The sequence below is a fragment of the Pseudomonas sp. URMO17WK12:I11 genome, assembly GCF_007677725.1.
GTDB lineage: Bacteria > Pseudomonadota > Gammaproteobacteria > Pseudomonadales > Pseudomonadaceae > Aquipseudomonas.
Genome location: NZ_VEDF01000016.1, coordinates 71,265 through 96,680, shown reverse-complemented (window position 1 = coordinate 96,680; position 25,416 = coordinate 71,265). Strand labels below are relative to the sequence as shown.

Below are 25,416 nucleotides of genomic sequence, written 5' to 3'. Positions count from 1 at the left end.
CTTGATCCAGCAATTACCGGGCCAGCCCCTGCTGCGTTGCAGATGCGCGACCAACGCCAGCAGTTGGCACGACGTTCAGGCAGGCACGCACCACACGGTGGCAAGCAGGCGCGCCCTGGCGCTATGCTGGAGCAACTTTTCGCCAGAGTTACAGCCTGCCCACCATGTCCAAGGTAATCCTCAAGACCCCTGCCCAACTTGACTTGATGCGCAACGCCGGGCGCCTGCTGGCGCAAGTGTTCGCTGACCTTGACCGTTTCATTGGCCCTGGCGTGACCACCCTGCAGATCAATGACCGCGCTGATACGTTCATCGTCGAGACGCTCAAGGCGCGCCCGGCAAGCAAGGGCCAGTACGGTTTCCCCTACTCGCTCAACACCTCGGTGGACCATGTGGTCTGCCACGGCATGCCCAGGGCTGACGAAGTGTTGCAGGAAGGCTCGATCGTCAACGTCGATATCACCCTGGAGCAGGGCGGCTACATAGCCGATTCTTCGAAGATGTACCGAATCGGCTCGATCAGCAACGAGGCGCAACGGCTGGTGGACACCACCTATCAAGCGCTGTGGCAAGGCATCGGCCAGGTACGCCCAGGCGCGACCCTCGGCGATATCGGCCATGCCATCCAGGCGCATGCCGAGGCGGCGGGCTACAGCGTGGTACGAGAATATTGCGGCCACGGTATCGGCCAACAGATGCACGAAGGCCCGGAAGTGCTGCATTACGGCCAACGCGGCATGGGCATGAAGCTGCAGCCGGGCATGGTCTTTACCATCGAGCCGATGATCAACCAGGGCGGGCGTGGCACGCGAACCTTGAAGGATGGCTGGACCGTGATCACCCGTGACCGCAGCCTGTCGGCGCAGTGGGAGCACACCGTGGCGGTCACTGAAGACGGGGTCGAAGTGCTCACGTTGCGCGAAGAAGAGCGCCAGCCCTGAGGGCCAGGGCAGACAGCGCAGCCATAAAAAAAGCGACCCGAAGGTCGCTTTTTTTTTGCTTCCGGGTGTTCAGTGGGCCCTGGAAGCGGAATATGGCGCAGCGGACGGGACTCGAACCCGCGACCCCCGGCGTGACAGGCCGGTATTCTAACCGACTGAACTACCGCTGCGCTATTCAACGAGTGGTGGGTGATGACGGGATCGAACCGCCGACCCTCTGCTTGTAAGGCAGATGCTCTCCCGGCTGAGCTAATCACCCATTCGTCTCGGTGAGGCGCGCATTCTACGGAGCAACCGAGAGCCTGGCAAGCAGTCTTTGCAGGTTTTTTTAAAATAAATCATGAACAAATTTCAGGCACAAAAAAAGCGACCCTAAGGTCGCTTTCTTTGTAACTTCCGGGTGTTCAGTGGGCCCTGGAAGTGGAATATGGCGCAGCGGACGGGACTCGAACCCGCGACCCCCGGCGTGACAGGCCGGTATTCTAACCGACTGAACTACCGCTGCGCTATACATCGAGTGGTGGGTGATGACGGGATCGAACCGCCGACCCTCTGCTTGTAAGGCAGATGCTCTCCCGGCTGAGCTAATCACCCTTCGTCTCGGTGTGGCGCGCATTCTACGGAGGGCCTTTCACCCTGGCAAGCACTTTTTCAACTTTCCTCAAAAAAAACTCCAGGGCTTTCAAAGACCTAGCACAGCAAGGGGTTTCTTTGCGGCAAATCACCTAATGGTCCTCTGACAGGGTTGGCCTTGCGGTGCCGCTCGGAGAATAATGCCCGCCTTATGCATTAAGGAGAGATTGCCCCTCATGTGGTTCAAGAACCTGTTGTCCTATCGCCTGACCCAGGAAGTACCGTTCGAGGCCGAGGCGCTGGAAGCCGCACTGGCCAGCAAGCCGGCCCGCCCCTGTGCCAGCCAGGAGCTGACCACCTACGGTTTCATCGCGCCCTTCGGCAAGGGCGAAGAGGCTCCCCTGGTGCATGTCAGCGGTGAGTTCCTGCTGATCGCCGCGCGCAAGGAAGAGCGCATTCTGCCTAGCAGCGTGGTCAATGACGCGGTCAAGGAAAAGGTCGAGGAAATCGAGACCGAGCAGATGCGCAAGGTCTACAAGAAGGAACGCGACCAGATCAAGGATGAGATCATTCAGGCCTTCCTGCCGCGTGCGTTTATCCGCCGCTCGATGATCTTCGCCGCCATCGCCCCGCGCCTGGGCATGATCCTGGTCAACTCGGCCAGCGCCAAGCGCGCCGAAGACCTGTTGTCGACCTTGCGTGAGGTGATCGGCTCGCTGCCGGTACGCCCGGCCACGGTGAAAATCGCCCCGACCGCGACCATGACCGATTGGGTCAAGTCGCAACAGGCTGCCGAGGGCTTCTACGTGCTGGACGAATGCGAGCTGCGTGATACCGCCGAAGACGGTGGCATCGTGCGTTGCAAGCGCCAGGACCTGACCAGCGAAGAAATACAGCTGCACTTGAGCACGGGCAAGGTAGTCACCCAGCTGGCCTTGGCCTGGCAGGACAAGTTGTCGTTCGTGCTGGACGACAAGATGGTGATCAAGCGCCTGAAGTTCGAGGAGTTGCTGCAAGAGCAGGCCGAACAGGACGGCGGCGATGAAGCTGCGCAGCAGTTCGATGCCAGCTTCCAGCTGATGATGATGACTTTCACCGAGTTCCTGCCGGTGCTGTTCGAAGCCCTCGGCGGCGAAGAAATCCCCCAGGGGGTTTGACGCAGCTGCAAGCTGCAAGCTGCAAGAAAAGTCAAAAGCGGTAGCGCGACATGGCTACCAGCGGTGTACGGCTTGTAGCTTGCCGCGTCATCTGCCCAAAACCCGCACTGCTTCTACTTGTAGCTTGTAGCTGAACCGGAGGTTCCCCCATGCGTGCCCTCGCCGCCCTTAGCCGGTTCGTCGGCAACACCTTTGCCCTGTGGGTGCTGGTGTTTGCCGTGCTGGCGTTCCTCATGCCGCAGTGGTTCATTGCCCTGAAAGTCGCCATCGTGCCGCTCCTGGGGCTGGTGATGTTCGGCATGGGCTTGACCCTCAAGCTCGACGACTTCGCCGCCCTCGCCCGCCAGCCCTGGCGGGTGGCACTGGGCGTGGTGGCACACTTCGTGATCATGCCGGGCATGGCCTGGCTGCTGTGCCAACTGTTCCAGCTGCCGGCGGAAATCGCCGTAGGCGTGATCCTGGTTGGCTGCTGCCCAAGCGGCACGGCATCGAACGTGATGGTCTGGCTGTCCAAGGGCGACCTGGCTCTGGCAGTGGCCATTGCAGCAGTCACCACCCTGCTCGCTCCACTGCTGACGCCAACGCTGATCTGGCTCCTGGCTTCAGCCTGGCTACCGGTGTCCTTCATGGACATGTTCTGGTCGATTCTGCAATTGGTGATGCTGCCCATCGTGCTCGGCGTGCTTGCCCAGCGCTTGCTGGGCGCGCGGGTGCAACTGGCAGTGCAGGTGCTGCCGCTGGTGTCGGTGGTCAGCATCGTCATGATCGTCTGCGCAGTGGTTGCGGCCAGCCAGGCCAAGATTGCCGAGTCCGGGCTGTTGATCATGGCCGTGGTGGTGCTGCACAACAGCTTTGGCTTCTTGCTCGGTTACCTGACCGGCAAGCTGTGCAAGCTGCCATTGGCGCAGCGCAAATCGCTGGCGCTGGAGGTCGGCATGCAGAACTCGGGGCTGGGCGCCGCGTTGGCCGCAGCGCATTTTTCGCCGCTCGCGGCGGTGCCAAGCGCGCTGTTCAGCGTCTGGCACAACATTTCCGGGGCGCTGCTCTCGACCTGGTTCCGCAGCCTGGAGGCCCCACCTGTGGCTGCCGATGAGGTGGAGCCAATCAAGCCTTGATGCTGCTTGGGCGCAAAAAGGCGAGCACAGGCTTGCTCGCCAGCGGGCAGATGTGCACCATGATCGGCACAGTGAGGACGACCTCACGACGCAGCGCGTGATCACTTCGGGGACGGCCCCTCATTGCCACGATGGAGGTGCACATGTCCTGGATCATCCTGTTCTTCGCCGGCTTGTTCGAGGTCGGCTGGGCCGTTGGCCTGAAATACACCGACGGTTTCAGCAAACCCCTGCCCACCGCTCTCACCGTCGCCGCCATGGCCATCAGCCTGGGCCTGCTGGGCCTGGCCATGAAGGAGCTGCCGCTGGGCACTGCCTACGCCATCTGGACCGGCGTCGGCGCGGTCGGCACGGTAATCGCCGGCATCATCCTGTTTGGCGAATCCATGGCCTTGATGCGCTTGGTCAGCGTGGCGCTGATCGTGACCGGCCTGGTCGGCCTGAAAATCAGCGCCAGCTGAATCGCCGCCCTAACGCAGGTCGCCGCGCAAGCGGCTGACCTGCTCGCGCAGCGCTTCAGGCTGAGCCGCCTGCGCCGCAATGCTCTCTCCGGCGACGATGGTCACCCGCGACCACAGGCGCTTGAACAGCCCTTTGCCTGGGTCGCGACTGAAAAAGCTGCCCCACAGCCCCTGCAGGGCCAGCGGAATCACCGGCACCGGGGTCTGTTCGAGAATGTGCCTGACGCCGCCTTTGAACACGTCGATCTCACCATCGCCGGTCAGCTTGCCTTCCGGGAAGATACACACCAGTTCACCGTCAGCCAGGTACTCGGCGATGCGCGCGAAGGCGCGCTCATAGGTGGCTGGGTCTTCGTTGCGCCCGGCGATCGGGATGGCCCCTGCGGTGCGGAAGACGAAATTGAGCACCGGCAGGTTGTAGATCTTGTAATACATGACAAAGCGAATCGGCCGACGGATCGCCCCGCCCAGCAGCAGCGCATCGACGAACGACACATGGTTGCACACCAGCAGCGCCGCTCCCTCGTCGGGTATCCGCTCAAGCCCTCGGTGCTGCACGCGGTACATCGAATGGCTGAGCAGCCAGATCAGAAACCGCATGGTGAACTCAGGCACGATGCTGAAGATGTACGCGTTGACCAGCACGTTGAGCAACGACACCACCAGGAATAACTGTGGAATGCTCAGCTCAGCCACGCTCAGCAGCACGATGGTGAGCACGGCCGACACCACCATGAACAACGCATTGAGGATGTTGTTCGACGCGATCACCCGTGCGCGCTGATCTTCGGCGGTGCGCGCCTGAATCAACGCGTACAACGGCACGATGTAGAAGCCGCCGAACACCCCGAGCCCGACGATCGACAGCAGGATCCACCAAGCTTGCGGCATGCCCAGCAATGCCAGCCAGTCGTGCGGCGTTGCAGCGGCGGGAACATCACCGGAGTGCCACCACCAGAGCAGGCCGAACAGCGTAAGGCCGAACGAGCCGAACGGCACCAGGCCGATTTCCACCTTGCGCCCGCTGAGCCGCTCGCACAGCAGCGAGCCCACGGCGATGCCCACGGAGAACAGAGTCAGCACCAAGGTGACGACCGTCTCATCGCCATGCAGCCAGTCCTTGGCGTAGGTCGGGATCTGCGTCAGGTAGATGGCGCCGACGAACCAGAACCACGAGTTGCCGACGATCGAGCGCGACACCGCGGGGGTCTGGCCCAGGCCCATGCGCAGGATCAGCCACGACTGCTTGAAGATGTTCCAGTCCAGCGCCATCTGCGGCGACGCCGCCGCCGCCCGCGGGATCCAGCGGCTGGCCAGGTAGCCCAGCACTGCGGTACCGACCACGCCGCCAGCCACCACGCTGGCGTAGTTATCGTGAGCCATCATCACCCCGGCGCCGATGGTGCCGACCAGGATGGCCAGGAACGTGCCCATCTCGACCAGGCCGTTTCCGCCCACCAGCTCCTGCTCGCGCAGGGCCTGGGGAAGAATCGAATACTTTACCGGGCCGAACAACGCCGAGTGGGTACCCATGCCGAACAGGGCTACCAGCATCAGTACCAGGTGATCGGTGACGAAACCAATGGCGCCGACGCCCATGATGGCGATCTCGGCCAGCTTGATGGCGCGAATCAAGGCGTCCTTGGCGAACTTCTCACCGAACTGACCACCCAGCGCCGAGAACAGAAAGAACGGCAGGATGAACAGTAGTGCGCACAGGTTGACCCAGATCGAGCGGTCACCATCACCCAGGCTGAGCTTGAACAAAATGGCCAGGATCAGCGACTGCTTGAACAAGTTGTCGTTGAAGGCACCCAGCAACTGGGTGATGAAAAACGGCAGGAAACGTCGCTTGCCGAGCAAGGTGAATTGCGAGGAGTGACTCATCGTCCTTGTTCCTGATGGGCTTTCGTCATTGGAGGCCGGCACTGCGGCAAAAGCCACAAATCTGCATGGCTTGGCGCTGCCTGGCAAGGTTCTGCCGGGTTTTCCTGCGCACTGATATCACGGTGACATTATTTTCATCGAAGCCGCTATTCAGATTTTGTTACATCTGCCGATAATTCATATAGACGACTATATCTGACAGAAGGGATGGACCTCAGGTCTCCTCCAACGCATAAGAAAAGGAGCTCGGCAGTATATGTTTACTTGGTTCGGCGACCTCAAGATCGCCCACAAATTGTTCATGGGTTTCGGCCTGGTGCTGTGCCTGACCCTGGCTCAGTCGCTGATCAGCTGGGATGGCATGGGCAGCCTGGTCCGGCGCAGTCAGGTGGTCAGCGATGTCTCGCGCCTGAATGACGCACTGGGCGACCTGCGCGAGGCACGCTTGCGCCATGCCATGGCCAACGGCGGCGCTGATGAAGCCAAGCAGCTGCAGGCGGCACTGGACGCTTTCAAGCCGACCCTGGCCAAGCTGCGCGAGGTGATGGTCAAGCCACGCTCCCAGGCGCTGCTGAGCAATGCCGAGCAAGCCCTGCAAGGCTACAGCGCCAACCAGGCGGCAAGCTTCGGCGCCTATGAAAAGATGCGCACTGCACAGAAGCAGATGGGCGTGCTGGCGACCCAGTCGTTCGCCACCATCGAGCAGATTCGCACCCAGGTGCGTGCGTTGACCGATGCCGAACAACGGGTGGTGCGCAGCGAAGCGATCAACCAGATACGCGAAAACCTGATCCTGCTGCGTTATCACGTACGTGGCTACACCGGTAATACCACTGCCGAAACCGAACGCCTGATGAACGCGCAGATCGCTACCACGGTCGACGACCTGCCCGGCCTGATCGCCCGCTTCAACGGCAATTTTCCGCAGCAGTTCCAGCAGTTGCAGCAGCAGGTGCAGGCCTACGCCAGTGCCGTCGAGGCTTTCCGTGGCGAAGTGGGTCATCTGGTCGATTACCGCGCCGCCATGGCCAAGGACATCGACGCGCTCAACGCCGTGATCGGCCAGTTGCTCGACGACCAGGCAACCCTGGTGGCCAGCGACAGCCAGTTCGCGCGCTCGCTGCAGATCGCCACCACCTTGCTCGCCCTGGTGATCGGCGCTGCGGCGGCGCTGCTCATCGCCCGCCAGATCAGCCAGCCCCTGCGCCAGGTGCTGCAAGCCATGGAACGGGTCGCCGCGGGCGACTTGAGTGAGCAACCGGCCAGCCGTCGGCGCGACGAAGTCGGCCAGTTGCAGAACGCCCTGCAGGGCATGACGCGCAACCTGCGCGAGCTGATCGCCCAGGTCCGCGATGGCATCTCGCAGATCGCCAGCGCTACCGAGGAACTGTCGGCGATCACCGAGCAGACCAGCGCCGGGGCCAACAATCAAAAGGTCGAAACCGACCAGGTGGCCACCGCCATGCAGGAAATGGCCGCCACCGTGCACGAGGTGGCGCGCAACGCAGGCGAAGCGTCGGCGGCCGCCAGCGCCACCGATGAAGAAGCCCGCGAAGGTGACAGCGTGGTCAATCGCGCCGTGGCGCAGATCAGCCGCCTGGCCAGCCAGGTCGATGCCACCGGCGAGGCGATGGGCGCGCTGCGCAGCGAGAGCCAGCGTATCGGCAAGGTCATGGATGTGATCAAGGCGGTTGCCGAGCAGACCAACCTGTTGGCGCTCAATGCCGCCATCGAAGCTGCCCGTGCCGGTGAAGCCGGTCGCGGCTTTGCCGTGGTCGCCGATGAAGTGCGTAGCCTGGCGCAGCGCACCCAGGCCTCGACCCTGGAGATCGAATCGGCCATCGGTAGTCTGGAAGACGGCACCCGCTCGGTCAGCGACTTGATGGAGCAAAGCCAGAACCTGACGCAAAGCAGCGTCGCCCTGGTGCGCGAAGCCGGCGTGGCGCTCGAAGGCATCACCCAGCGGGTATCGAACATTCAGCTGATGAACCAGCAGATCGCCGCTGCGTCAGAGCAACAAAGCGCGGTGGCCGAGGAGATCAGCCGCAGCGTGGTGACGGTGCGTGATATTTCCGAACAGACGGCCGAAGCCAGCCAGCAGACCTCGGCCTCAAGCGTCGAGCTGGCGCGTCTGGGCGGCCAACTGCAGCAGATGATCAGCCGCTTTCGCTTCTAGGCAGCGCTGAGACACGCCCTGCCCGCGCCGGCCGTGGTGCCGACCCGGGCAGGGCCTCGCTCTAGAAGCCGAACAGCGCCTGGGCTGTCTCCCGCATCAGCGCGCGGCGCAACTCGGCCGAGCAACCCAACGCGTCGAACTGCTCGAGCACCGAGCCGAAACTGACTGCGGCCTCATGCTGGGTATGCGGCCAGTCACTGCCCCACATCAGCCGCTCTGCACCGTAATGCGCCTCCAGCGCCCCCAGGGCCTGGCGGGCGAAGACGAGGTTCTGCTGCGCGGTGCCTTCCAGGCGATAGATACCCGACACCTTGACCCAGACCTTGCCCTTGCCGCCAAGGGTCAGCAGTTCGGCAAAACCTGGCTGGCCCAGCCCGAGGCGCGCGTCTGGCCGGCCGAAGTGGTCGACCACGATGTCCAGGCCATAGGGCTCCAGCGCCCGTACCAAAGTTGGCATATCGGCCACCTGGCGATGCAGCTCGACATGCCAACCCTGCTCGCCGATACGCTCGAGCAGCGGCCGCCAGTGGGCCTCGGTGAGGTCGGGCAGCGCTTGGCCCATCAGGTTCAGGCGCACCCCGCGCACCCCGAGGCTGGCCATCGCGGCCAGGCTTTCGGGCTCGACGTCAGGCTCGAGCATCACCACCCCGCGCAGGTTGGCCGGGGCGCTCTGCAATGCACTGAGCAAATAGCGGTTGTCGGTGCCGAGAAAGCTCGGCTGCACCAGCACGCCATGGCTGAAACCGTGCGCCTGCAACTGCGCCAGGTAATCGCCCAGGGGCGCATCGTAGCTGGGCGCGTAACGCCGCCCAGTGGCCAGTTCCAGCCCGCGGCTGAACACATGGGCGTGGCTGTCGATGGCGGTCAGGTGTGAAGCAGGAGCGTCGGGCATGGTTTTCACAAGGCAGTCAGGTTACTTGGCAACAGCGCCAGCCACATGCGGCGCGGCAGTGGCCTCGAGGTCGCGGCCACGGGTTTCCGGCAGGCACAGCGCGGCGAGCATGGCCACGCCATAGGCGATACCGGCGTCGATGCCGATGGCGCTACCCAGCGACATCGATTCGCTCATGTGGCCGACCAGGAACGGGAACACCGCCGACAGCACACGGCCGAAGTTGTAGCAAAAACCCACCCCTGCCCCGCGTACATCCGCCGGATACAGCTCATTGAAGAACGCCCCCAGGCTTGCCGGGATGCCTGCGGCGAAGAAGCCCAACGGGAAGCCCAGGAACAGCATCTGCGTGTTGCTCAGCGGGAAGAACACGTAAGCCTGCACCGTCAGCACACAGCACAGGGCGAACAACAGGATGTTCTTGCGCCGGCCGATGCGGTCGATGAGCAGGCCGCTGACCACGCAGCCGCACCAGAAGGCGAAGATGATCACCGCCAGGTAGCCGCCGGAGTTGAGCACCGACAGATTGCGTTCGGTCTTGAGGAAGGTCGGCAGCCAGGTCATCACGGCGTGGTAACCGCCGTGCGCGCCCAGGCCCAGCAGGCCGCCGAGCAGCGTCACGCGCAGCAGCTCCGGGCGGAAGATGCCGGCCATGGACTTGAAGAAACTGCCAGGAATCGCCTTGTCTTTCTGCAGGCGCTGGAAGCTGTCCGGTTCAGGAACGTTACGGCGCACCCAGATGATCAGCAGCGATGGCAACAGGCCGACGAAGAACATCACGCGCCAGGCATATTCAGCCGGCACCAGCGAGTAGATCAAGGTGAACAGCGCCACCGCCAGGCCCCAGCCCACGGCCCAGGCGCTCTGCACGGTGCCCATGACCTTGCCGCGGTATTTCGGGTTGATGGTTTCGGCCATCAACACCGCGCCAGCCGCCCACTCGCCGCCGATGCCGAAGCCCTGCATGGCCTTGACGAACAGCAGCGGATAGAAGCCGGTGACGAAAGCCGATAGGAAGGTGAAGCAGGAGAACCAGAGGATCATCCATTGCAGCGTGCGCACGCGGCCGTAACGGTCCGACAGGGTGCCACCGAGCCAGCCACCGATGGCCGAGGTGATCAGGGTCACGCCACTGATCAGGCCGGCATCGCCTTTGCTCAGGGAGAACGCGGCGATCAACGCCGGAATGGCCAGGCCGAACATCTGCACTTCCAGCGCGTCGAGCGACCAGCCGCCAAAACAGGCCCAGAACGTCTTGCGCTCCCGTGAAGTGATCTGGCGATACCAACTGAACATGATTGTTATCCTTCTAGTTGTGTGTGTTACGCACGGTGTCCAACGGCGCGAGGCGCGCAGGCAACCGGGCAGGCGAAGCCACTGCGCCGTGGCAGAGCGGCGCAGACAGGTGGATGCGAAAGGCCGGTGACCGGCTCAGCGAATCTCGACGCGGTACCGGAAGTGCTGGGCATGGCCTCGCGAGCGGCGCCATTCCAGGGGTTTGCCGGCGTAGTCACGGGCCAGGCGTTCGATCACCACCACCGGGCTGCCTGGGGCGACCTGGAGCAAGCGCCCGTGGACGGCATCGACCGCCTCGGCGGTGAGGGTTTCTTCGGCATGGGCGACCACTTGGCCGCACAACGCCTCGAAAATGGGGTAAAGCAGCGGGCCGTGACTGTCCAGGTCTACCTCCAGCAGTGCCTGGAAAGGCTGGCGCGGCAGCCAGATCTCCTCAGCCAGCACTGGCTGCGCTTCCAGCAATCGGGTGCGCACGATGCGGATCACTTCGGCCCCGGCTGCCAAGCTCAACGCCTGGGCAACGGCTGACGGCGCCACGACCGCTTCGATGGACAGGATGCGGCTCTGCGGCACGAGCCGCTCGCCGCTGGCACTTTCGAAACGGAAGAAGCGGAACAATGACGACTGGAATTGCGGGCGACGAATGAAGGTACCGCGGCCCTGCTGGCGCTCCAGCACCCCTTCGGCGACCAGTGCATCGACCGCCTTGCGCACCGTGCCGACCGACATGTCGAACTCGGTGGCCAACGCGGCCTCGGTGGCGATGGCTTCGCCCGGGCGCCAACGATTGTTGGCGATTTGCTCGATCAGGTGATCGCGCAGTTGTTGATAGCGTGGCAGTCGAGCATCACCGGACAGTGGGGGCATGGGACGACTCTCATATTGTTATATAGACATATATATGAATTTTTCCAGAGTATTCCCCGTGCCCGACAGGCTGTCAATCCTCCGGCTGTCGCTTTGCTATCAAACACGCGATGGTACGATCGGCATGCGTGGCCTTGACCTGCCGGCGCAGCGCCTGCGACGACCTGCCACTGCGACCAACGTCGGCGCTGACTAACCGCAGTCTGCATGCCAGACTGCTGCCAATGGCTGGTGGGCCGCTGACCCATTTGCAGGTGACCTTTATAGCTGCGGAGATTGCATGTCGTTGTCCAGCGGGCTGATCGCCGTGGTCGCCCTGGCCTATATGGCCGTCATGTTCGCCATCGCCTTCTACGGCGACCGGCGCAGCACCCCGCTGCCGCCGCGCCTGCGCGCGTGGGTGTACAGCCTGTCCCTGGCGGTGTACTGCACCAGTTGGACGTTCTTCGGGGCGGTCGGCCAGGCGGCCGAGCAGCTATGGGCGTTTCTGCCGATTTACCTGGGGCCGATCCTGCTGCTGCTGTTCGCCCCTTGGGTGCTGCAGAAGATGGTGTTGATCAGCAAGCAGCAGAACATCACCTCGATCGCCGACTTCATCGCCGCGCGCTACGGCAAATCGCAGTCGCTGGCGGTGGTGGTGGCGCTGATCTGCCTGGTCGGCGTGCTGCCGTACATCGCCTTGCAGCTCAAGGGTATCGTGCTCGGCGTCAACCTGCTGATCGGCGCCAATGCCGACGCCACGGGCACCCGCGTGCAGGACACCGCGCTGGTGGTGTCGCTGGTGTTGGCGCTGTTCGCCATCGTCTTCGGCACGCGCAGCCTGGATGTCACCGAGCACCACCGCGGCATGGTGCTGGCGATTGCCTTCGAGTCGCTGATCAAGCTGCTGGCGTTTCTGGCCGTCGGCGTGTTCGTGGTGTTCAACCTGTACGACGGCTTCGGTGACCTGTTCACCCAGGCACGCCAGTCGGTACAACTGGACACCTATTGGCAGGAAACCATCAACTGGCCGTCGATGGTGGTGCAGACCGCCGTGGCGATGATGGCGATCATCTGTCTGCCGCGGCAGTTCCACGTCACCGTGGTCGAGAACATCGAAGCGCAGGACATGCGCCTGGCCCGCTGGGTGTTTCCGATGTACCTGGCGCTGGCGGCATTGTTCGTGGTGCCGATCGCGCTGGCCGGGCAGATGCTGCTGCCCGGCACGGTGATATCCGACTCCTTCGTCATCAGCCTGCCGTTGGCCCAGGCGCATCCGAGCCTGGCCTTGCTGGCCTTCATTGGCGGTGCTTCAGCGGCAACCGGCATGGTCATCGTCGAAGCCGTCGCGCTGTCGACGATGGTCTCCAACGACATGCTGCTGCCGTGGCTGCTGCGGCGCAATAATGCCGAACGGCCGTTCGAGGTGTTTCGTCACTGGATGCTCTCGGTACGCCGCGTGACCATCGTGGTGATCCTGCTGCTGGCCTACGTCAGTTACCGCCTGCTTGGCTCCACGGCGAGCCTTGCGACCATCGGCCAGATCGCCTTTGCCGCCGTCACTCAGTTGACCCCGGCCATGCTCGGCGCGCTGTACTGGAAGCAGGCCAACCGCCGCGGCGTGTTCGCAGGGCTCACGGCGGGTATTTTCCTGTGGTTCTACACCCTGGTGCTGCCGATCATCGCGCACAGCCTGGGCCTGTCGCTGGCGCTGTTTCCGGGCCTTGCCTGGTTGCATGGCAACCCGCTGAACCTGCCGATCACGCCGCTCACCCAGGGTGTGGTGTTGTCGCTCGCCGGCAATTTCACCTTGTTCGCCTGGGTTTCGATGCTGTCGCGCACGCGCGTATCGGAACACTGGCAGGCCGGGCGCTTCATCGGCCAGCAGACCAGCGCCCACCCGAGCAGCAAACCGCTGCTGGCGGTGCAGATCGACGACCTGCTGACACTGGCCTCGCGCTTCGTCGGCGAGGAGCGTGCGCGACAGAGCTTCATCCGCTTCGCCTACCGGCAGGGCAAAGGCTTCAACCCCAACCAGAACGCCGACGGCGACTGGATCGAGCACACCGAGCGGCTGCTCGCGGGGGTGCTCGGCACCTCATCGACCCGCGCCGTGGTCAAGGCCGCTATCGAAGGTCGCGACATGCAGCTCGAAGACGTGGTACGCATCGCCGATGAAGCCAGCGAAGTGCTGCAGTTCAACCGCGCGCTGCTGCAGGGCGCCATCGAGAACATCAACCAGGGCATCAGCGTGGTCGACCAGAACCTGCACCTGGTGGCCTGGAACCGCCGTTACCTGGAGTTGTTCAACTACCCCGAAGGACTGATCAGCGTCGGACGGCCGATCGCCGATATCATTCGCTACAACGCCGAGCGCGGCTTGTGCGGCCCTGGCGAGGCGCAGGTCCACGTGGCCCGGCGCCTGCACTGGATGCGCCAGGGCCGCGCGCATTCGTCGGAACGGCTGTTCCCCAACGGCCGGGTCATCGAGCTGATCGGCAACCCGATGCCCGGTGGCGGGTTCGTCATGAGCTTCACCGACATCACCCCATTCCGCGAGGCCGAGCAGGCGCTGCGCGATGCCAATGAAGGGCTGGAACAGCGCGTGGCTGCGCGCACCCATGAGCTGTCGCAGCTCAATCAGGCGCTGTCCGAAGCCAAGAGCCAGGCCGAGGCGGTGAGCAAGTCCAAGACCCGCTTCCTGGCGGCGGTCAGCCACGACCTGATGCAGCCGTTGAACGCCGCGCGGCTGTTCTCCGCCGCCCTGTCGCAGCAGGCCGAAGGCATGAACGACGAGGCTCGGCAGCTGGTCCAGCACATGGACAGCTCACTGCGCTCGGCCGAGGAGCTGATCAGTGACCTGCTGGACATCTCGCGCCTGGAAAACGGCAAGATCACTCCCGATGCCAAGCCCTTCGCCCTCAACGAGCTGTTCGACACCCTGGGCGCCGAGTTCAAGGTGCTGGCCGCCGAGAAAGACCTGGAGTTCCGCCTGCGCGGCAGCCGGCTACGCGTCGATAGCGACATGAAGCTGCTACGGCGGGTGCTGCAGAACTTTCTCACCAACGCCCTGCGCTACGGCAAGAGCCCCCTGCTGCTCGGCGTGCGCCGCCAGGGCGAGCATCTGTGGTTTGAAGTGTGGGACCGCGGCCCGGGCATCGCCGACGACAAGCTGCAGGTCATCTTCCAGGAGTTCAAGCGCCTGGACAGCCACCAGACCCGTGCCGAAAAAGGCCTGGGCCTGGGTCTGGCGATCGCTGACGGCCTGTGCCGGGTACTGGGTCATCCCCTGCAGGTGCGCTCGTGGCCTGGCAAGGGCACGGTGTTCCGGGTCAAGGTGCCGATTGCCAGGCAGGCTGCGGTGGCCGCCCCCGTCGCGCCGGAGGCGGCGAGTCAACCGCTGGCTGGCTTGCACGTGCTGTGCGTGGACAACGAAGACAGCATCCTGATCGGCATGAACAGCCTGCTCAGGCGCTGGGGCTGTCAGGTCTGGACCGCGCGCAACCGGGCCGAATGCGAAGCTTTGCTGGCCCAGGGCATGCGCCCGCACCTGGCGCTGGTGGACTTTCACCTCGATGACGGCGAAACCGGGACTGGGCTGATGGGCTGGCTACGTGCGCGGCTGGGCGAGCCCGTGCCGGGGGTGGTGATCAGCGCCGATGGCAGCAAGGAAACCCTGGCCACGGTGCATGCCGCGGGCCTGGACTACCTGGCCAAGCCGGTCAAGCCTGCCGCCCTGCGGGCCTTGCTCAACCGACATCTGAGTCTGGTTCAGTGAGCGCCTGGTTCGCCAGGGCATCGTCGCTCAGTGCCCGTTCCAGCAGCTCGGCCGGCAGGCTCTTGCTGGCGCGGGCACCAAGCAGCTTGAGCTGCTCGCTGCGGCTGACCAGGTTGCCGCGCCCTTCGCAGAGCTTGTTGCGCGCCGCCGCATAGGCTTTATCGACTTGCTGCAGGCGGTTGCCCAGTTCATCCAGGTCCTGGATGAACAGCACGAACTTGTCGTACAGCCAGCCTGCCCGCTCAGCGATCTCGCGAGCGTTCTGACCCTGGCGCTCTTGCTTCCACAAGCTGTCGATGACGCGCAAGGTGGCGAGCAAGGTGGTGGGGCTGACGATCACGATCTGCCGGTCGAAGGCTTCCTGGAACAGGTTGGGCTCGGCCTGCAAGGCCGCCGAGAACGCCGCCTCGATGGGCACGAACAGCAGCACGAAGTCCAGGCTGTGCAGGCCTTCGAGGCGGTTGTAGTCCTTGCTCGACAAGCCTTTGACGTGGTTGCGCAAGGACTGCACATGCTGCTTGAGCGCGGTTTCGTCGTTGCTGCTGACATACTGCTGGTAGGCCGTGAGACTGACCTTGGCATCGACTACCACCTGCTTGTCGCCAGGCAGCATGATCAGCACATCGGGCTGGAAGCGTTCGCCATCGGCGCTCTTGAGGCTGACCTGGGTCCGGTACTCGCGGCCCTTCTCCAGCCCGGCATGTTCCAGCACGCGCTCCAGGATCAGCTCGCCCCAGTTGCCTTGGGTCTTCTGCCCCTTGAGCGCCTGGGTGAGGTTGGTCGCCTCATCCGACAGGCGCAGGTTCAGCTGCTGCAGGCGCTCAAGCTCCTTGCTCAGCGAGAAGCGTTCGCGCGCTTCCTGCTGGTAGCTTTCCTCGACGCGTTTCTCGAACGCCTGGATGCGCTCCTTGAGCGGGTCGAGCAACTGGCCAAGGTGCTGCTGGCTGGTCTGGGCGAAGCGTTGCTCACGTTCATCGAAGATTTTCGTGGCCAGGTCAGCGAACTGCGCACGCAGCGTGTCGCGGGCCTCCTGCAGGTCTTCGAGGCGCTGCTGGTGGCTTTCCTGCTGTTCGCGCAACTCCGCCTCCAGGCGCGCGGCCTGGGCCTCCAGCCGACGCAATTCAGCCTCTCGGTTAGCGCGTTCGAGGTGCCAGGCGTGGGCGGCATCGCGGGCGTTGTCGCGCTCGATCTGCAACAGCTCGAGTTCGCGGCCTTGGGCGGCGAGGGTCGCCTGCTTGGCCGCATTGGCCTCGCTGAGGTCACTGATTTCGTCGCGGCTGGCATCGAGTTGCGCCTGCAAACCGGCCTGGGCCAGTTGCGCACTGCCCAAGCGCTCCTGCAGCAGCGCCTGCTCGTTGTACCGGGCGGCGTGCCGACGCTGCAGGTGCAAGGCCCACCCCAGGCAAGGCAAGGCGCCCGCCACCAAGCCCAGCACGATGCTGGTCAGATCAACTGCCATGCTTACCCCGATCAGACTGCTACACGTGCGTGCAGCTTATCAGTCTGTTTGCTCGGACGCCCGGTCGTGCTCATCGGCCTGGAACAACCGCGCATATTCTTGCTGGGCCAGCGGGTCGCCGGCGCGTGCTGCCTGGCGCAGCAATTCATGGCCAATGCGCCGATCACGGGCACTGCCGCAATCGCGGCACAGCATCTGTCCTAACCGGCTCTGCGCCGCTACCACGCCCTGCCGTGCAGGCTGTTTGAGCAGACGCCCGGCGATTTGCTTGACCTGCTGGTTTTCCCCCAGGCGCGGGGTGTCGAGCAACCACAGGGCGACTTTCAGGGAGAAGCGCTTGGGCGATGGGGCTGGCAGAGTAGCTACGGAGCTGGCGAGCGATTTACCACGAAATTTCATGACCGACTGGGTTGGCAGCTGGAAAAGCGCGCCACTCTACTCTTTTTTTCAAACCTGACCTACCCAAGGTGGCCAACATGGAAAAAATTTTAAATGATCTTTTCTTGACGTTTTGTCATCACTGACCGCACGGTCGACCAGTGCGCAATAATCGCCGGACAGTTCCTCGAGAGGCTGGCGCGCCCGCACTAGAGCAAGCGCCCCGGACAATCCACAGTTCCTGTGGATAACTCGGTGGACAACACCCTCATTGCGCCCGCAAAGCCCCGAATAACGGGGCCTACAGTCAAACTGACGATTTTTTCACCAGCAAAAAATAGTGTTTTTTTTCATTGACTTAAACCACCAGTCAAGTCATTGGCGAGTGCTGTCCGAGCTGTTGCCGTGCCGTTACAACTGAGCTCGCGGATGTTGACAACTGCCCGCTGGGCGCTCATGCCATCGCCCGTGTTTAATCGAAGGGCGTGCCAAGCCAGCCTCCGCCCCTCTTCACAGAGCCAAGCAGACGCGGCATACTGCTCGGCTCAGCGCAGAAAACACAGTGCTTGCATTGGCACGGCGTTTTCTGTAAGGTGCGTCTCGTTAGTACCCCAGCTGAAAGTCAATTCTGGCCACTACGTCCTTGCAGCCCATCGCCCCCCAAGCGGTCGCTGCTGAAACCAGGACCGGCCCACTGATGATTCCTTCGCCAGCCCACGCTGTGCAAGCTTGAATCACGAGCAGATTGATCAGGATTCAACTCCGCCGGCCTAGAACCTTGGCCCCGTTGTGTTGCCTGCCTTCTGATGTACCTACCAGTCAGCCCAAGCGCCTACCTATTGAATGCGCCCCCTCTGGCTGCCCTGTTCCAGTCAGGTTCGCTCGTCCCTTAATAAAGACGTCACTGGAACGTTTCTATCATGCACGGATCACATCCTCCGTGTTCAAGCAGGAACCTCCAAACAACATGCATACTCATCATCAAATTCAGGCTGCCATTGGCACCCTATCCCAGGCCTTCTCGCCGTTGAAGTGCCTTATCGTCGCGCCTCGCAAAGGCAGCTTCAGTTTTACCCTGGTGGACGAGCACGGCATCGCCTGCCACACCGAACGCTTGTACCCTGAACAGTACAGCCGCTCGGAGCCATTGCAGGCGGTCATCGATCGCACGCGCCAATCACTGACCGCGTGAGCAGCGAATACCGCGGTATTCGCTGCCTGAATGGCCTTTTCCCTTCACCGTCAAGCGCTTCCTGGACTAATTGCCGCAAGGCATATAGCCCAGTGAAGCATGCTGCAATTGATTTAAAAACAGCTCTTTACGTGCTGATTATCACACTACACTTCAACTCGAGCGGCCCTTGCCGCTTCCGGCGGGCCTGAACACTCACCAGCTGCCAAGCTCCAGCGCCCGTCGGTACCTCATCGCTCGAGGCCATCATGGGTATTGCGGCTAGTGAATTGTGTCAGTATGTGATTCGACCAACCCTGGTCTACCTCAATCGTCACTGTGCCAGTGCCGAGGCCCTATTGCTGGGCATCGCGGCCAGCCAGTCTGCGCTTGGCTCAGCGCTGCACGACCGCCGCGGCCATGGCCTGTACCGCATCGGCGAGCATCGGCACCAAGCAGTATGGGATCAATTTCTGGCCCATGATCCGGACCTTGCCAGCCTGGTCCGCGGCCTGGCCAGCCAGCATGCCTTTCTTGGCGGCCCGCACCTGGAACTGACGGTGAACCTGCGGTACTCCACTGCCATCGCCTGGATGCTCATCGAGCAGCAGATGACGGTGCTGCCAGCGGCCGACGACTTGCTTGGGCTGGCGCGGATCTGGCGGCAGATTTTCCATCCGCAAGGGCGCCTGCGCGACTTCACGGGTGCCTGGCATGCCTGCATAGAACAGAAATTACCACAGGCATCTTAAGAAGCTTCCTACAACGTTGCTGTTAAAAATGGAATTGTGGTCGGATTGTCCTACAAAACCGCTCTATCTCCTGTGATCCAGGCTATAGCGCAGCGCGTGATTTGTTGGTAGCTTTTCGCCCCGGAGATCCCAAGGAGTTTCTAATAATGAAAAAAGCAATGCTCAAAACCTCCCTCGGCGTAGCCGTTGCGCTCGCCTCGAGCCAACTGTTCGCAGCGGGCTTCGCGCTCAATGAACAAAGTATCAGCAGCATGGGGACAGGTTTCGCGGGTCGTTCTTCCTCTGCCGAAGATGCCAGCACCGTGTATGGCAACCCGGCCGGCATGTCCCGGCTCAAGCGTCAGCAGGTGACCGTAGGGGGCGCTGCCGTCATCGCCAAGACCGATATCTCCGGCGCCGGCAGCAGCCCGCTGCCAGGGGAAACCGACGGTGACATGGTACCGGTCGTCGGTGTACCGATGGGTTACTACGTCAAACCAATCGATGAACACTGGAGCGTCGGTTTCGGCGTCTACGTACCATTCGGCCTGGTGACCGACTACGGCAGCGGCGACGCTGCACGCTACTGGGGCAAGAAAAGCCACGTCGAAGTCATCACCTTCCAACCGACCGTCAGCTACGCCTTCAATGACAAGGTGTCGATCGGCTTCGGTCCGACCATCAACCGCATCAAAGGTGAGTTGGGTTCCAACACCATCAACCCATTCACGCCGGGCCGCAACGACGGTGAAGTGAAGATCAAGGGTGATGACACCGCCGTAGGCTACAACATTGGCGTGCTGGTCCAGGCCACTGACCGTACGCGTGTCGGCCTGACGTATCACTCGATGGTCGACTACAAGCTCGAGGGCGACACCAAGATCAACAACGCCTTGATCGGGCCATTCAGCGGCAGCAAGTTCGACGCCAAGCTGAAGATCAAGACGCCAGAGTCGGTGGACCTCTCGGTCACCCACGAGCTGGATGATCAATGGACGCTCTATGCAGGCAGCACCTGGACACGCTGGAGCCGCCTGAAGGACATCACGGTCAACAACGAAGTCCCGGCGCCACTGGCGGGGCAGTTCGGCACCATTTCCGAAGAGCAGAACTGGCATGACACTTGGGCGCACGCCATCGGCGCGTCGTACAAGGTCAACAAGGAGTGGGTACTGCGCACCGGCTTCACCGTCGACCAGTCGCCGACCAACAACACCGATCGCTCCCCGCGCATTCCGACGGGTGATCGCAAAGTGTTCAGCCTGGGCGCAGGCTGGAGCCCAAGCGAAGACATGACCATCGATGTGGCCTATTCCTACCTGTGGGAAGAAGACACCAAGGTCAACCTGGTCAGCGCAACCAAGGGCCGTTACCAGGCCAAGTACGAGAACAGCGCCCACGGCGTCGGTGCTTCGCTGACCTATCGTTTCTGATCCGTACCGCTGTACCGGAAAAACCGCCCGCGTGGCGGTTTTTTTCATGCTTGCACGCGCCACTCCTCGCCCAGGCAGTCACGCAGGTAGTCCATGAAGGCATGAACTTTTGCGGTCATGGCGAAACGGTCTGCCACACACAGGAAGATGTCCATGGGCTCGGTCTGGGCATACACCTGACGGCTGTCGCGGTATTCGAACAGCGGCACCAGGGCGCCGCTGGCCAGGTGCGGTTTGACGATGAATTCAGCCAGACGGGTGATGCCGCCATCGTTGAGGGCCATTTGCGTGAGGGCATCGATGTCGTCGCTGATCAGGACGTTGCCGAACTGCGCCTCGAAGCGCATGCCGTCGCGCACGAAGCCCCAGCGCAGGAAGCGCCCATCGACCGGGTAGCGGAACACCAGGCAGCGGTGCTCACGCAGTTGCTCTGGGGTGGTGGGGATACCCATGCGGGCGAGGTATCCGGGCGAGGCGCAGCAGGTGAAAGGGATACGGGCGATGCGCCGGGCAAGCAGGTGATCTTCAAGTTGCGGGGTGATGCGCAGACTGACGTCAATGTCTTCACGTGTGTGATTGACTTTGCGATCAGTCGTTAGCAACTCTATCGAAAGTGCAGGATAGCGGGCGCTGAATGCGGGTATCAAGGGCGCCAGGATGTGGCGGCCGAAGGCTGAGGTGGAGGCTATGCAGAGCCGGCCTTGGGGTTCGGCCTCGGGTGTGCTGATGGCTTGTTCGGCGAGTGCCAGGTCGCGCTCGATGTAGCGGACGCGTTCGTAGTACTGGGTCCCGGCGGGGGTCAGCGACAGACTACGGGTGGTGCGACTGATGAGGCGCACTTGCAGGTGTGCTTCGAGACGCGCGAGGTTCTGGCTGACGGCCGCCGGGCTGAGGCCTAGGTTGCGGGCAGCAGCGGCGATGCTGCCGGCTTCGGCGACCTTGATGAAGCTGCGGATGGCATTGAGCAGGTCCATGGCGGGCCTATTGGATTCGTAAGTTTCTCTTTATAAAGAACTCAGTAGCGCGGGTCTACAGGGGGCGTGCAACGGTTGCTAACCTGCGATCTCCAGCCTAATGGATCAGGAGATCGCATGAGCAATCTGTCCACTACCCGTAACCGGCGTAAACTGCGTGCGGGCGCCACGCCGTGTGTGTTCGCGTTCTACATGTCGTCGATCATGGCGCTGCTGATGTGTTTCGTGATCACCGCCGCGACAGCCGGGGTGAATCCGGACTATCTGGGAAATGTATTGAAGGCATACCAGCTGGCGATGCCGGTGGCGTTTTTTTGTGTGTTGATGGTGCGTCCAGTAGTGATGAAACTGGTGGCTATCACTGTGCATCCGCATTGATAACACTCTGCAGGCGCCGTGCCTTCGCAGCGTATCAAGCTTTAATCTTCGCCATCGCCATCGCCATCGCCATCGCCATCGATTTTGCTGTTGCTGTTGCTGTTGCTTTGGCTTCTAAGCGCGCGATAGTTCAGGCAACGCAAAATGCGACCTCAGGAGGCCGAGCGTAGGCGTCTGGAGGGCCCAGGGTGCGCAGCACCCCCGACGGCGTAGCCGGAGGACGCGAGCTGTACGACTTGCGTAGCAAGTTGTGGCCGCGCAGGGCCCGCAAGACGCCGAAGCGAGGGAACCCCGGAGCGCAGCGCAGGGGCCGGATGTGGGAGCCAGGGGTTTTTGCCTACTTTTTGACCCGGCAAAAAGTAGGCCGCCGTAAGGGCGGAAAGGTGACTATGCGCCACCATCGCAAATGAATGCGCATGCTTCGTAAAAGCCATGACCATAGCATTAAAACATTGTAGCTAAGCTGCTAAATCCAACTTGCTATTTGCTGCTTGCTTTTTGCAACTTGCAACTTGCAACTTGCAACTTGCAACTTGCAACTGAAGATTATTAAAACTTCAACTACCTACTTATTGCTCTTTACTTGCAAGCTAACAGCAGCGACTGTTTTGACTTAGTTGTAGGTATTCATTGGCAGAGGCGACGCTCACTCACCTTTTCGCCTTTACGGCGAGTCCCTTTTTGACGGGGCAAAAAGGAACCAAAAACCCCTCGCTCCCACATCCGGCCCCTGCGCTGCGCTCCGGGGTCCCCTCGCTCCGGCGTCTTGCGGGCCCTGCGCGGCCACAACTTGCTTCGCAAGTCGTACAGCTCGCGTCCTCCGGCTACGCCGTCGGGGGTGCTACGCACCCTGGGCCCTCCAGACGCCTACACTCGGCCTCCTGAGGTCGCAATTTGCGTTGCCTGAACTATCGCGCGCTTAGAAGCAAGAGCAAAAACAAAAGCTAGAAGCTAGAAGCTAGAAGCTAGAAGCTAGAAGCTAGAAGCTAGAAGCTTTGCTGATTACGGTAATTATTGTTTGGAGGCAATCGCCTTTTCGATTGCTGCGCGGAACTCGGGATCATCAGGCTTGGTAAGGCTGGAGAAGTTGGCAATCACCTTACCCTGCCGATCAACCACATATTTGTAGAAGTTCCACTTCGGCGCACTGCTCTGGCGAGCCAACTCGGTGAACAACGGTATCGCATCCCTGCCCCGCACCGGCTGCGCCTTGGTCATGGTGAAGGTAACGCCATAGTTGGCATAACATACCTTCGCCGTCTTATCACTGTCGGCATCTTCCTGCTTGAAATCATTGGACGGCACACCCAGCATTTCCAGCCCTTGGCCATGGTAAGCCTGATAAGCCGCCTCCAACCCCTCGAATTGCGGCGCGAACCCGCAGTAGCTCGCCGTGTTGATCACCACCAACGGCTTGCCGGCAAAGCGCTGGCACAGATCGACCTGCCCCTTGCCGCGCAGCTCCGGCAAGTTACCCTGCAATGCCGCCGGGCAATCCGCCGCCCAACCGCTCGCGCTCGCCAGCATCCCCAGCAACGGCATCAACCACCAGTGTGCACGCATCGTTCGCCTCTCCAGCCATACAGCCCATGAACTTGCAGCGTAGCGCCTAACAGACGCTCATGCCCAACTGCATCAACGCCAGCCCACCGCGCTGCCAGCCCCACCAGACCAAGGCCAGCAACAGCCCACCCGCGGCCAACAGCAACCCACGCGCCAGGGAGGGGTTCATGCCGATTGCGCCTGCAAACGCGCCACCGGCCGCTCCCGCACCGGCCAGTTGAGCGCCGCAGCCAGCAGGCTGAGCAGGATCGAGATCTGCCAGACCAGGTCGTAATTACCCGTCTGGTCGTACACCACCCCGCCCAGCCAACCGCCCAGAAATGCCCCCAACTGGTGGAACAGGAACACGATGCCACCCAGCATCGACAGATTGCGCACGCCGAATACCGTGGCCACCGTGCCATTGGTCAACGGTACGGTGGACAGCCACAGCAGCCCCATGGCGATGCCGAACAGGTAAGCGCTCAGCTGCGTGACCGGCAACCACAGGAACAGGCCAATCACCACCCCGCGCAACAGATACAACGCGGTCAGCAAGCGCGGCTTGGACATCCGCCCGCCCAGCCAGCCTGCGGTATAGGTGCCGACGATATTGAACAACCCGACCAGTGCCAGCACCGTGGTGCCCGTGGTGGCCGGCAGATGCTGGTCGACCAGATAGGCCGGCAGGTGCACGCCGATGAACACCACCTGAAAGCCACAGACGAAAAAGCCCAACGCCAGCAACCAGAATCCCGAGTGCGAGCAGGCCTCGCGCAGCGCCTGGGCCAAGGTCTGCTCGCCACCGTGGCTGGGCAGCGGTTGGTCACGCAGCAGCCCGACAAAGGGCACGGTCAGCGCCACCAACAGGCCCAGTACCAGCAGCGCCGCCGACCAGCCCAGCCATTCGATCAGGCCAAGGGTGCCGGGCAGCATCGCGAATTGGCCGAACGAGCCGGCGGCGCTGGCAATGCCCATGGCCATGCTGCGTTTTTCCGCTGGCACTGCGCGACCCACCACGCCGAGAATGACCGAAAACGAAGTGCCCGACAGGCCGATACCAATCAGCAGGCCTGCGCTCAGCGACAACGACCACGCCGAATCGGCGGTACTCATCAACAGCAGGCCCGCGGCATAGAGAATGCCGCCGATGATCACGACTCGAGCCGCTCCGAGCCGATCGGCCAGCGCGCCGGCAAACGGTTGGGCCAAGCCCCAGATCAGGTTCTGCAGGGCGATCGCGAACGCGTATACCTCACGGCCCCAGCCGAAGTCGGCGCTCATCGGCGCCAGGAACAGGCCAAAACCATGCCGCACACCAAGCGAGAGTGCCAGGATCAACGCTGCCCCAGTCAACACCCACCCACTGGATCGCCATACCGAACTCATTCTTGTTATCTCCAGCCATTGCAAGGTCATGCAGGTATAACCGATTCCAACGGCCAGTGTTGCAAGAAATTTCGCTGTTGCCGTTCATCCTCGCTGCGCCGACGCTGCACTCAGACGGCCAAGCCCACCAGCACGGTCAGTTCGAGCAGCTCCAGCATCGCGCCGGCAGTGTCGCCGGTAGCGCCGCCCAGGCGGGTGCACATCGATCTGCGCAACCACACGAATACCAGCGCCGCAGCCAGCATCGGCAGCAGGGCCTGCGCGCCGCCCAGCACCACACAGGCCAGCAGGCTGAGCAGCAGCACCCACTTTGCCGCGGTGCGCGGCAGGTGCTCGGCCAGGGCCTGGCCCAAGCCACCCCGGCGCACGTAGGGGGTGCTGAGAAACAAGCCAAGCATGGCCGCGCGCCCGACGATCGGCGCCAACAGCAACGCCACGCCCGCGCCCCGTTCGACGAGCACCCACAGGGCACAGAATTTCAACAGCAATAGCAAGACCAGCGTCACCACGGCGATCGGGCCGCTGCGCGGATCCTTCATGATCTGCAGCGTGCGCTCGCGATCGCCAAAGCCGCCCAGCCAGGCGTCGGCGCTGTCGGCCAGGCCGTCCAGATGCAGCGCACCGCTGAGCAGCACCCACAGGCTCAGCAGCAGAGCAGCCTGAAGCGGCGCGGCCACCCCGTGCAGCAGCAGGCTGGCCAGCCACAACAGGGCGCCGAACAACGCCCCGACCAGTGGGTAGAACAACAACGAGCGGCCCATGGCCTGAGGTTCAGGCATGCCCGGCAAGCGCACAGGCAAGCTGCTGAGAAACTGCAAGGCAATCCAGAATGGCAGCAT

Annotated in this window: 21 protein-coding genes, 4 tRNA genes and 1 pseudogene; 11 read left to right on the top strand and 15 right to left on the bottom strand. The window is 62.5% G+C overall.

Features of this window, described 5'->3' with window-relative positions:
* Positions 1–164: 164 nt before the first annotated feature.
* The gene (gene map / locus FS665_RS22240; RefSeq protein WP_145193370.1) at positions 165–941 is read left to right on the top strand and encodes a type I methionyl aminopeptidase; all 777 of its coding nucleotides are present in this window, start codon (positions 165–167) and stop codon (positions 939–941) included.
* A 93-nt stretch (positions 942–1,034) separates the two neighbouring features.
* Here map and FS665_RS22235 read toward each other — a convergent pair.
* The 4 genes from FS665_RS22235 to FS665_RS22220 all read right to left on the bottom strand — a co-directional run bounded on the left by FS665_RS22235 (position 1,035) and on the right by FS665_RS22220 (position 1,535).
* A tRNA-Asp gene (locus FS665_RS22235) sits at positions 1,035–1,111 on the bottom strand.
* A gap of 13 nt (positions 1,112–1,124) precedes the next feature.
* Positions 1,125–1,200, bottom strand: a tRNA-Val gene (locus tag FS665_RS22230).
* Positions 1,201–1,369: 169 nt separating this feature from the next.
* Positions 1,370–1,446 (bottom strand) — tRNA-Asp (locus tag FS665_RS22225).
* A gap of 13 nt (positions 1,447–1,459) precedes the next feature.
* Positions 1,460–1,535: transfer RNA gene (locus tag FS665_RS22220), tRNA-Val, on the bottom strand.
* A gap of 215 nt (positions 1,536–1,750) precedes the next feature.
* Between FS665_RS22220 and rdgC the strand changes: the two genes are divergently transcribed.
* From rdgC to sugE, 3 genes are all read left to right on the top strand, one after another.
* Positions 1,751–2,671: a recombination-associated protein RdgC gene (gene rdgC, locus FS665_RS22215; protein ID WP_145193368.1), complete on the top strand. Its 921-nt coding sequence runs from the start codon at positions 1,751–1,753 to the stop codon at positions 2,669–2,671.
* Positions 2,672–2,820: 149 nt separating this feature from the next.
* Positions 2,821–3,786, top strand: a complete 966-nt coding sequence (locus FS665_RS22210) for a bile acid:sodium symporter family protein (protein WP_145193366.1) — start codon at positions 2,821–2,823, stop codon at positions 3,784–3,786.
* A 143-nt stretch (positions 3,787–3,929) separates the two neighbouring features.
* Positions 3,930–4,247, top strand: coding sequence for a quaternary ammonium compound efflux SMR transporter SugE (gene sugE, locus FS665_RS22205; protein ID WP_145193364.1), 318 nt, complete (start codon positions 3,930–3,932; stop codon positions 4,245–4,247).
* Positions 4,248–4,256: 9 nt separating this feature from the next.
* Here the strand turns inward: sugE and FS665_RS22200 are convergent, their stop codons facing one another.
* On the bottom strand, positions 4,257–6,134 hold the full coding sequence (locus FS665_RS22200; RefSeq protein WP_145193362.1) for a 1-acyl-sn-glycerol-3-phosphate acyltransferase: 1,878 nt from the start codon (positions 6,132–6,134) through the stop codon (positions 4,257–4,259).
* A gap of 256 nt (positions 6,135–6,390) precedes the next feature.
* Between FS665_RS22200 and FS665_RS24030 the strand changes: the two are divergent.
* Together FS665_RS24030 and FS665_RS24025 are read left to right on the top strand one after the other, a co-directional pair.
* Positions 6,391–7,455 (top strand): annotated as a pseudogene (locus tag FS665_RS24030) (methyl-accepting chemotaxis protein); the annotation flags it as partial.
* The gene (locus FS665_RS24025) at positions 7,447–8,310 is read left to right on the top strand and encodes a methyl-accepting chemotaxis protein (protein WP_371921314.1); all 864 of its coding nucleotides are present in this window, start codon (positions 7,447–7,449) and stop codon (positions 8,308–8,310) included. The pseudogene FS665_RS24030 and the gene FS665_RS24025, both read left to right, overlap by 9 nt.
* 61 nt (positions 8,311–8,371) lie before the next feature.
* Here FS665_RS24025 and FS665_RS22190 read toward each other — a convergent pair whose 3' ends face one another.
* The 3 genes from FS665_RS22190 to FS665_RS22180 form a co-directional block, all read right to left on the bottom strand.
* The gene (locus tag FS665_RS22190; protein WP_145193359.1) at positions 8,372–9,202 is read right to left on the bottom strand and encodes an amidohydrolase; all 831 of its coding nucleotides are present in this window, start codon (positions 9,200–9,202) and stop codon (positions 8,372–8,374) included.
* 21 nt (positions 9,203–9,223) lie between these two features.
* Entirely contained in the window at positions 9,224–10,498 is a 1,275-nt protein-coding gene (locus FS665_RS22185; protein WP_145193357.1) for an MFS transporter, read from the bottom strand.
* Positions 10,499–10,633: 135 nt separating this feature from the next.
* A complete protein-coding gene (locus tag FS665_RS22180; RefSeq protein ID WP_145193355.1) occupies positions 10,634–11,365 on the bottom strand; it encodes a GntR family transcriptional regulator in 732 nt (243 codons plus the stop codon).
* A gap of 280 nt (positions 11,366–11,645) precedes the next feature.
* On the opposite strand from FS665_RS22180, the gene FS665_RS22175 reads away from it, so the two are divergent.
* Positions 11,646–15,122, top strand: a complete 3,477-nt coding sequence (locus tag FS665_RS22175; RefSeq protein ID WP_145193353.1) for a hybrid sensor histidine kinase/response regulator — start codon at positions 11,646–11,648, stop codon at positions 15,120–15,122.
* Here FS665_RS22175 and rmuC read toward each other — a convergent pair.
* A complete protein-coding gene (gene rmuC / locus FS665_RS22170; RefSeq protein ID WP_178108389.1) occupies positions 15,094–16,467 on the bottom strand; it encodes a DNA recombination protein RmuC in 1,374 nt (457 codons plus the stop codon). The genes FS665_RS22175 and rmuC overlap by 29 nt on opposite strands.
* Before the next feature lie 153 nt (positions 16,468–16,620).
* Positions 16,621–16,980, bottom strand: coding sequence for a sel1 repeat family protein (locus FS665_RS22165; RefSeq protein WP_145193349.1), 360 nt, complete (start codon positions 16,978–16,980; stop codon positions 16,621–16,623).
* A gap of 946 nt (positions 16,981–17,926) precedes the next feature.
* On the opposite strand from FS665_RS22165, the gene FS665_RS22160 reads away from it, so the two are divergent.
* From FS665_RS22160 to FS665_RS22150, 3 genes are all read left to right on the top strand, one after another.
* On the top strand, positions 17,927–18,151 hold the full coding sequence (locus FS665_RS22160) for a hypothetical protein (RefSeq protein WP_145193382.1): 225 nt from the start codon (positions 17,927–17,929) through the stop codon (positions 18,149–18,151).
* A gap of 248 nt (positions 18,152–18,399) precedes the next feature.
* A complete protein-coding gene (locus tag FS665_RS22155; RefSeq protein ID WP_145193347.1) occupies positions 18,400–18,882 on the top strand; it encodes a hypothetical protein in 483 nt (160 codons plus the stop codon).
* Positions 18,883–19,028: 146 nt separating this feature from the next.
* Positions 19,029–20,294: an OmpP1/FadL family transporter gene (locus FS665_RS22150; protein ID WP_145193345.1), complete on the top strand. Its 1,266-nt coding sequence runs from the start codon at positions 19,029–19,031 to the stop codon at positions 20,292–20,294.
* 44 nt (positions 20,295–20,338) lie between these two features.
* On the opposite strand, the gene FS665_RS22145 is transcribed toward FS665_RS22150, so the two are convergent.
* On the bottom strand, positions 20,339–21,268 hold the full coding sequence (locus FS665_RS22145) for a LysR family transcriptional regulator (RefSeq protein ID WP_145193343.1): 930 nt from the start codon (positions 21,266–21,268) through the stop codon (positions 20,339–20,341).
* Positions 21,269–21,385: 117 nt separating this feature from the next.
* Between FS665_RS22145 and FS665_RS22140 the strand changes: the two genes are divergently transcribed.
* Complete coding sequence (locus FS665_RS22140; RefSeq protein ID WP_145193341.1) at positions 21,386–21,646, top strand: DUF2798 domain-containing protein; 261 nt, start codon at positions 21,386–21,388, stop codon at positions 21,644–21,646.
* Positions 21,647–22,657: 1,011 nt separating this feature from the next.
* On the opposite strand, the gene FS665_RS22135 is transcribed toward FS665_RS22140, so the two are convergent.
* The 4 genes from FS665_RS22135 to FS665_RS22125 form a co-directional block, all read right to left on the bottom strand.
* Positions 22,658–23,209: a glutathione peroxidase gene (locus FS665_RS22135; protein ID WP_145193339.1), complete on the bottom strand. Its 552-nt coding sequence runs from the start codon at positions 23,207–23,209 to the stop codon at positions 22,658–22,660.
* 46 nt (positions 23,210–23,255) lie between these two features.
* Complete coding sequence (locus FS665_RS23780; protein ID WP_256675127.1) at positions 23,256–23,378, bottom strand: hypothetical protein; 123 nt, start codon at positions 23,376–23,378, stop codon at positions 23,256–23,258.
* Positions 23,375–24,577, bottom strand: a complete 1,203-nt coding sequence (locus FS665_RS22130; RefSeq protein WP_145193337.1) for an MFS transporter — start codon at positions 24,575–24,577, stop codon at positions 23,375–23,377. The genes FS665_RS23780 and FS665_RS22130 overlap by 4 nt, the downstream gene beginning before the upstream one ends.
* Before the next feature lie 110 nt (positions 24,578–24,687).
* The gene (locus FS665_RS22125; protein ID WP_145193335.1) at positions 24,688–25,416 is read right to left on the bottom strand and encodes an adenosylcobinamide-GDP ribazoletransferase; all 729 of its coding nucleotides are present in this window, start codon (positions 25,414–25,416) and stop codon (positions 24,688–24,690) included.

Bases quoted from the DNA above. Each gene is read 5' to 3' on its own strand.
- map (WP_145193370.1), top strand. From the start codon at position 165: ATGTCCAAGGTAATCCTCAAGACCCCTGCCCAACTTGACTTGATGCGC.
- rdgC (WP_145193368.1), top strand. From the start codon at position 1,751: ATGTGGTTCAAGAACCTGTTGTCCTATCGCCTGACCCAGGAAGTACCG.
- FS665_RS22210 (WP_145193366.1), top strand. From the start codon at position 2,821: ATGCGTGCCCTCGCCGCCCTTAGCCGGTTCGTCGGCAACACCTTTGCC.
- sugE (WP_145193364.1), top strand. From the start codon at position 3,930: ATGTCCTGGATCATCCTGTTCTTCGCCGGCTTGTTCGAGGTCGGCTGG.
- FS665_RS22200 (WP_145193362.1), bottom strand. From the start codon at position 6,134: ATGAGTCACTCCTCGCAATTCACCTTGCTCGGCAAGCGACGTTTCCTG.
- FS665_RS24025 (WP_371921314.1), top strand. From the start codon at position 7,447: ATGACGCGCAACCTGCGCGAGCTGATCGCCCAGGTCCGCGATGGCATC.
- FS665_RS22190 (WP_145193359.1), bottom strand. From the start codon at position 9,202: ATGCCCGACGCTCCTGCTTCACACCTGACCGCCATCGACAGCCACGCC.
- FS665_RS22185 (WP_145193357.1), bottom strand. From the start codon at position 10,498: ATGTTCAGTTGGTATCGCCAGATCACTTCACGGGAGCGCAAGACGTTC.
- FS665_RS22180 (WP_145193355.1), bottom strand. From the start codon at position 11,365: ATGCCCCCACTGTCCGGTGATGCTCGACTGCCACGCTATCAACAACTG.
- FS665_RS22175 (WP_145193353.1), top strand. From the start codon at position 11,646: ATGTCGTTGTCCAGCGGGCTGATCGCCGTGGTCGCCCTGGCCTATATG.
- FS665_RS22165 (WP_145193349.1), bottom strand. From the start codon at position 16,980: ATGAAATTTCGTGGTAAATCGCTCGCCAGCTCCGTAGCTACTCTGCCA.
- FS665_RS22160 (WP_145193382.1), top strand. From the start codon at position 17,927: ATGCATACTCATCATCAAATTCAGGCTGCCATTGGCACCCTATCCCAG.
- FS665_RS22155 (WP_145193347.1), top strand. From the start codon at position 18,400: ATGGGTATTGCGGCTAGTGAATTGTGTCAGTATGTGATTCGACCAACC.
- FS665_RS22150 (WP_145193345.1), top strand. From the start codon at position 19,029: ATGAAAAAAGCAATGCTCAAAACCTCCCTCGGCGTAGCCGTTGCGCTC.
- FS665_RS22145 (WP_145193343.1), bottom strand. From the start codon at position 21,268: ATGGACCTGCTCAATGCCATCCGCAGCTTCATCAAGGTCGCCGAAGCC.
- FS665_RS22140 (WP_145193341.1), top strand. From the start codon at position 21,386: ATGAGCAATCTGTCCACTACCCGTAACCGGCGTAAACTGCGTGCGGGC.
- FS665_RS22135 (WP_145193339.1), bottom strand. From the start codon at position 23,209: ATGCGTGCACACTGGTGGTTGATGCCGTTGCTGGGGATGCTGGCGAGC.
- FS665_RS23780 (WP_256675127.1), bottom strand. From the start codon at position 23,378: ATGAACCCCTCCCTGGCGCGTGGGTTGCTGTTGGCCGCGGGTGGGCTG.
- FS665_RS22130 (WP_145193337.1), bottom strand. From the start codon at position 24,577: ATGAGTTCGGTATGGCGATCCAGTGGGTGGGTGTTGACTGGGGCAGCG.
- FS665_RS22125 (WP_145193335.1), bottom strand. From the start codon at position 25,416: ATGCTGCCATTCTGGATTGCCTTGCAGTTTCTCAGCAGCTTGCCTGTG.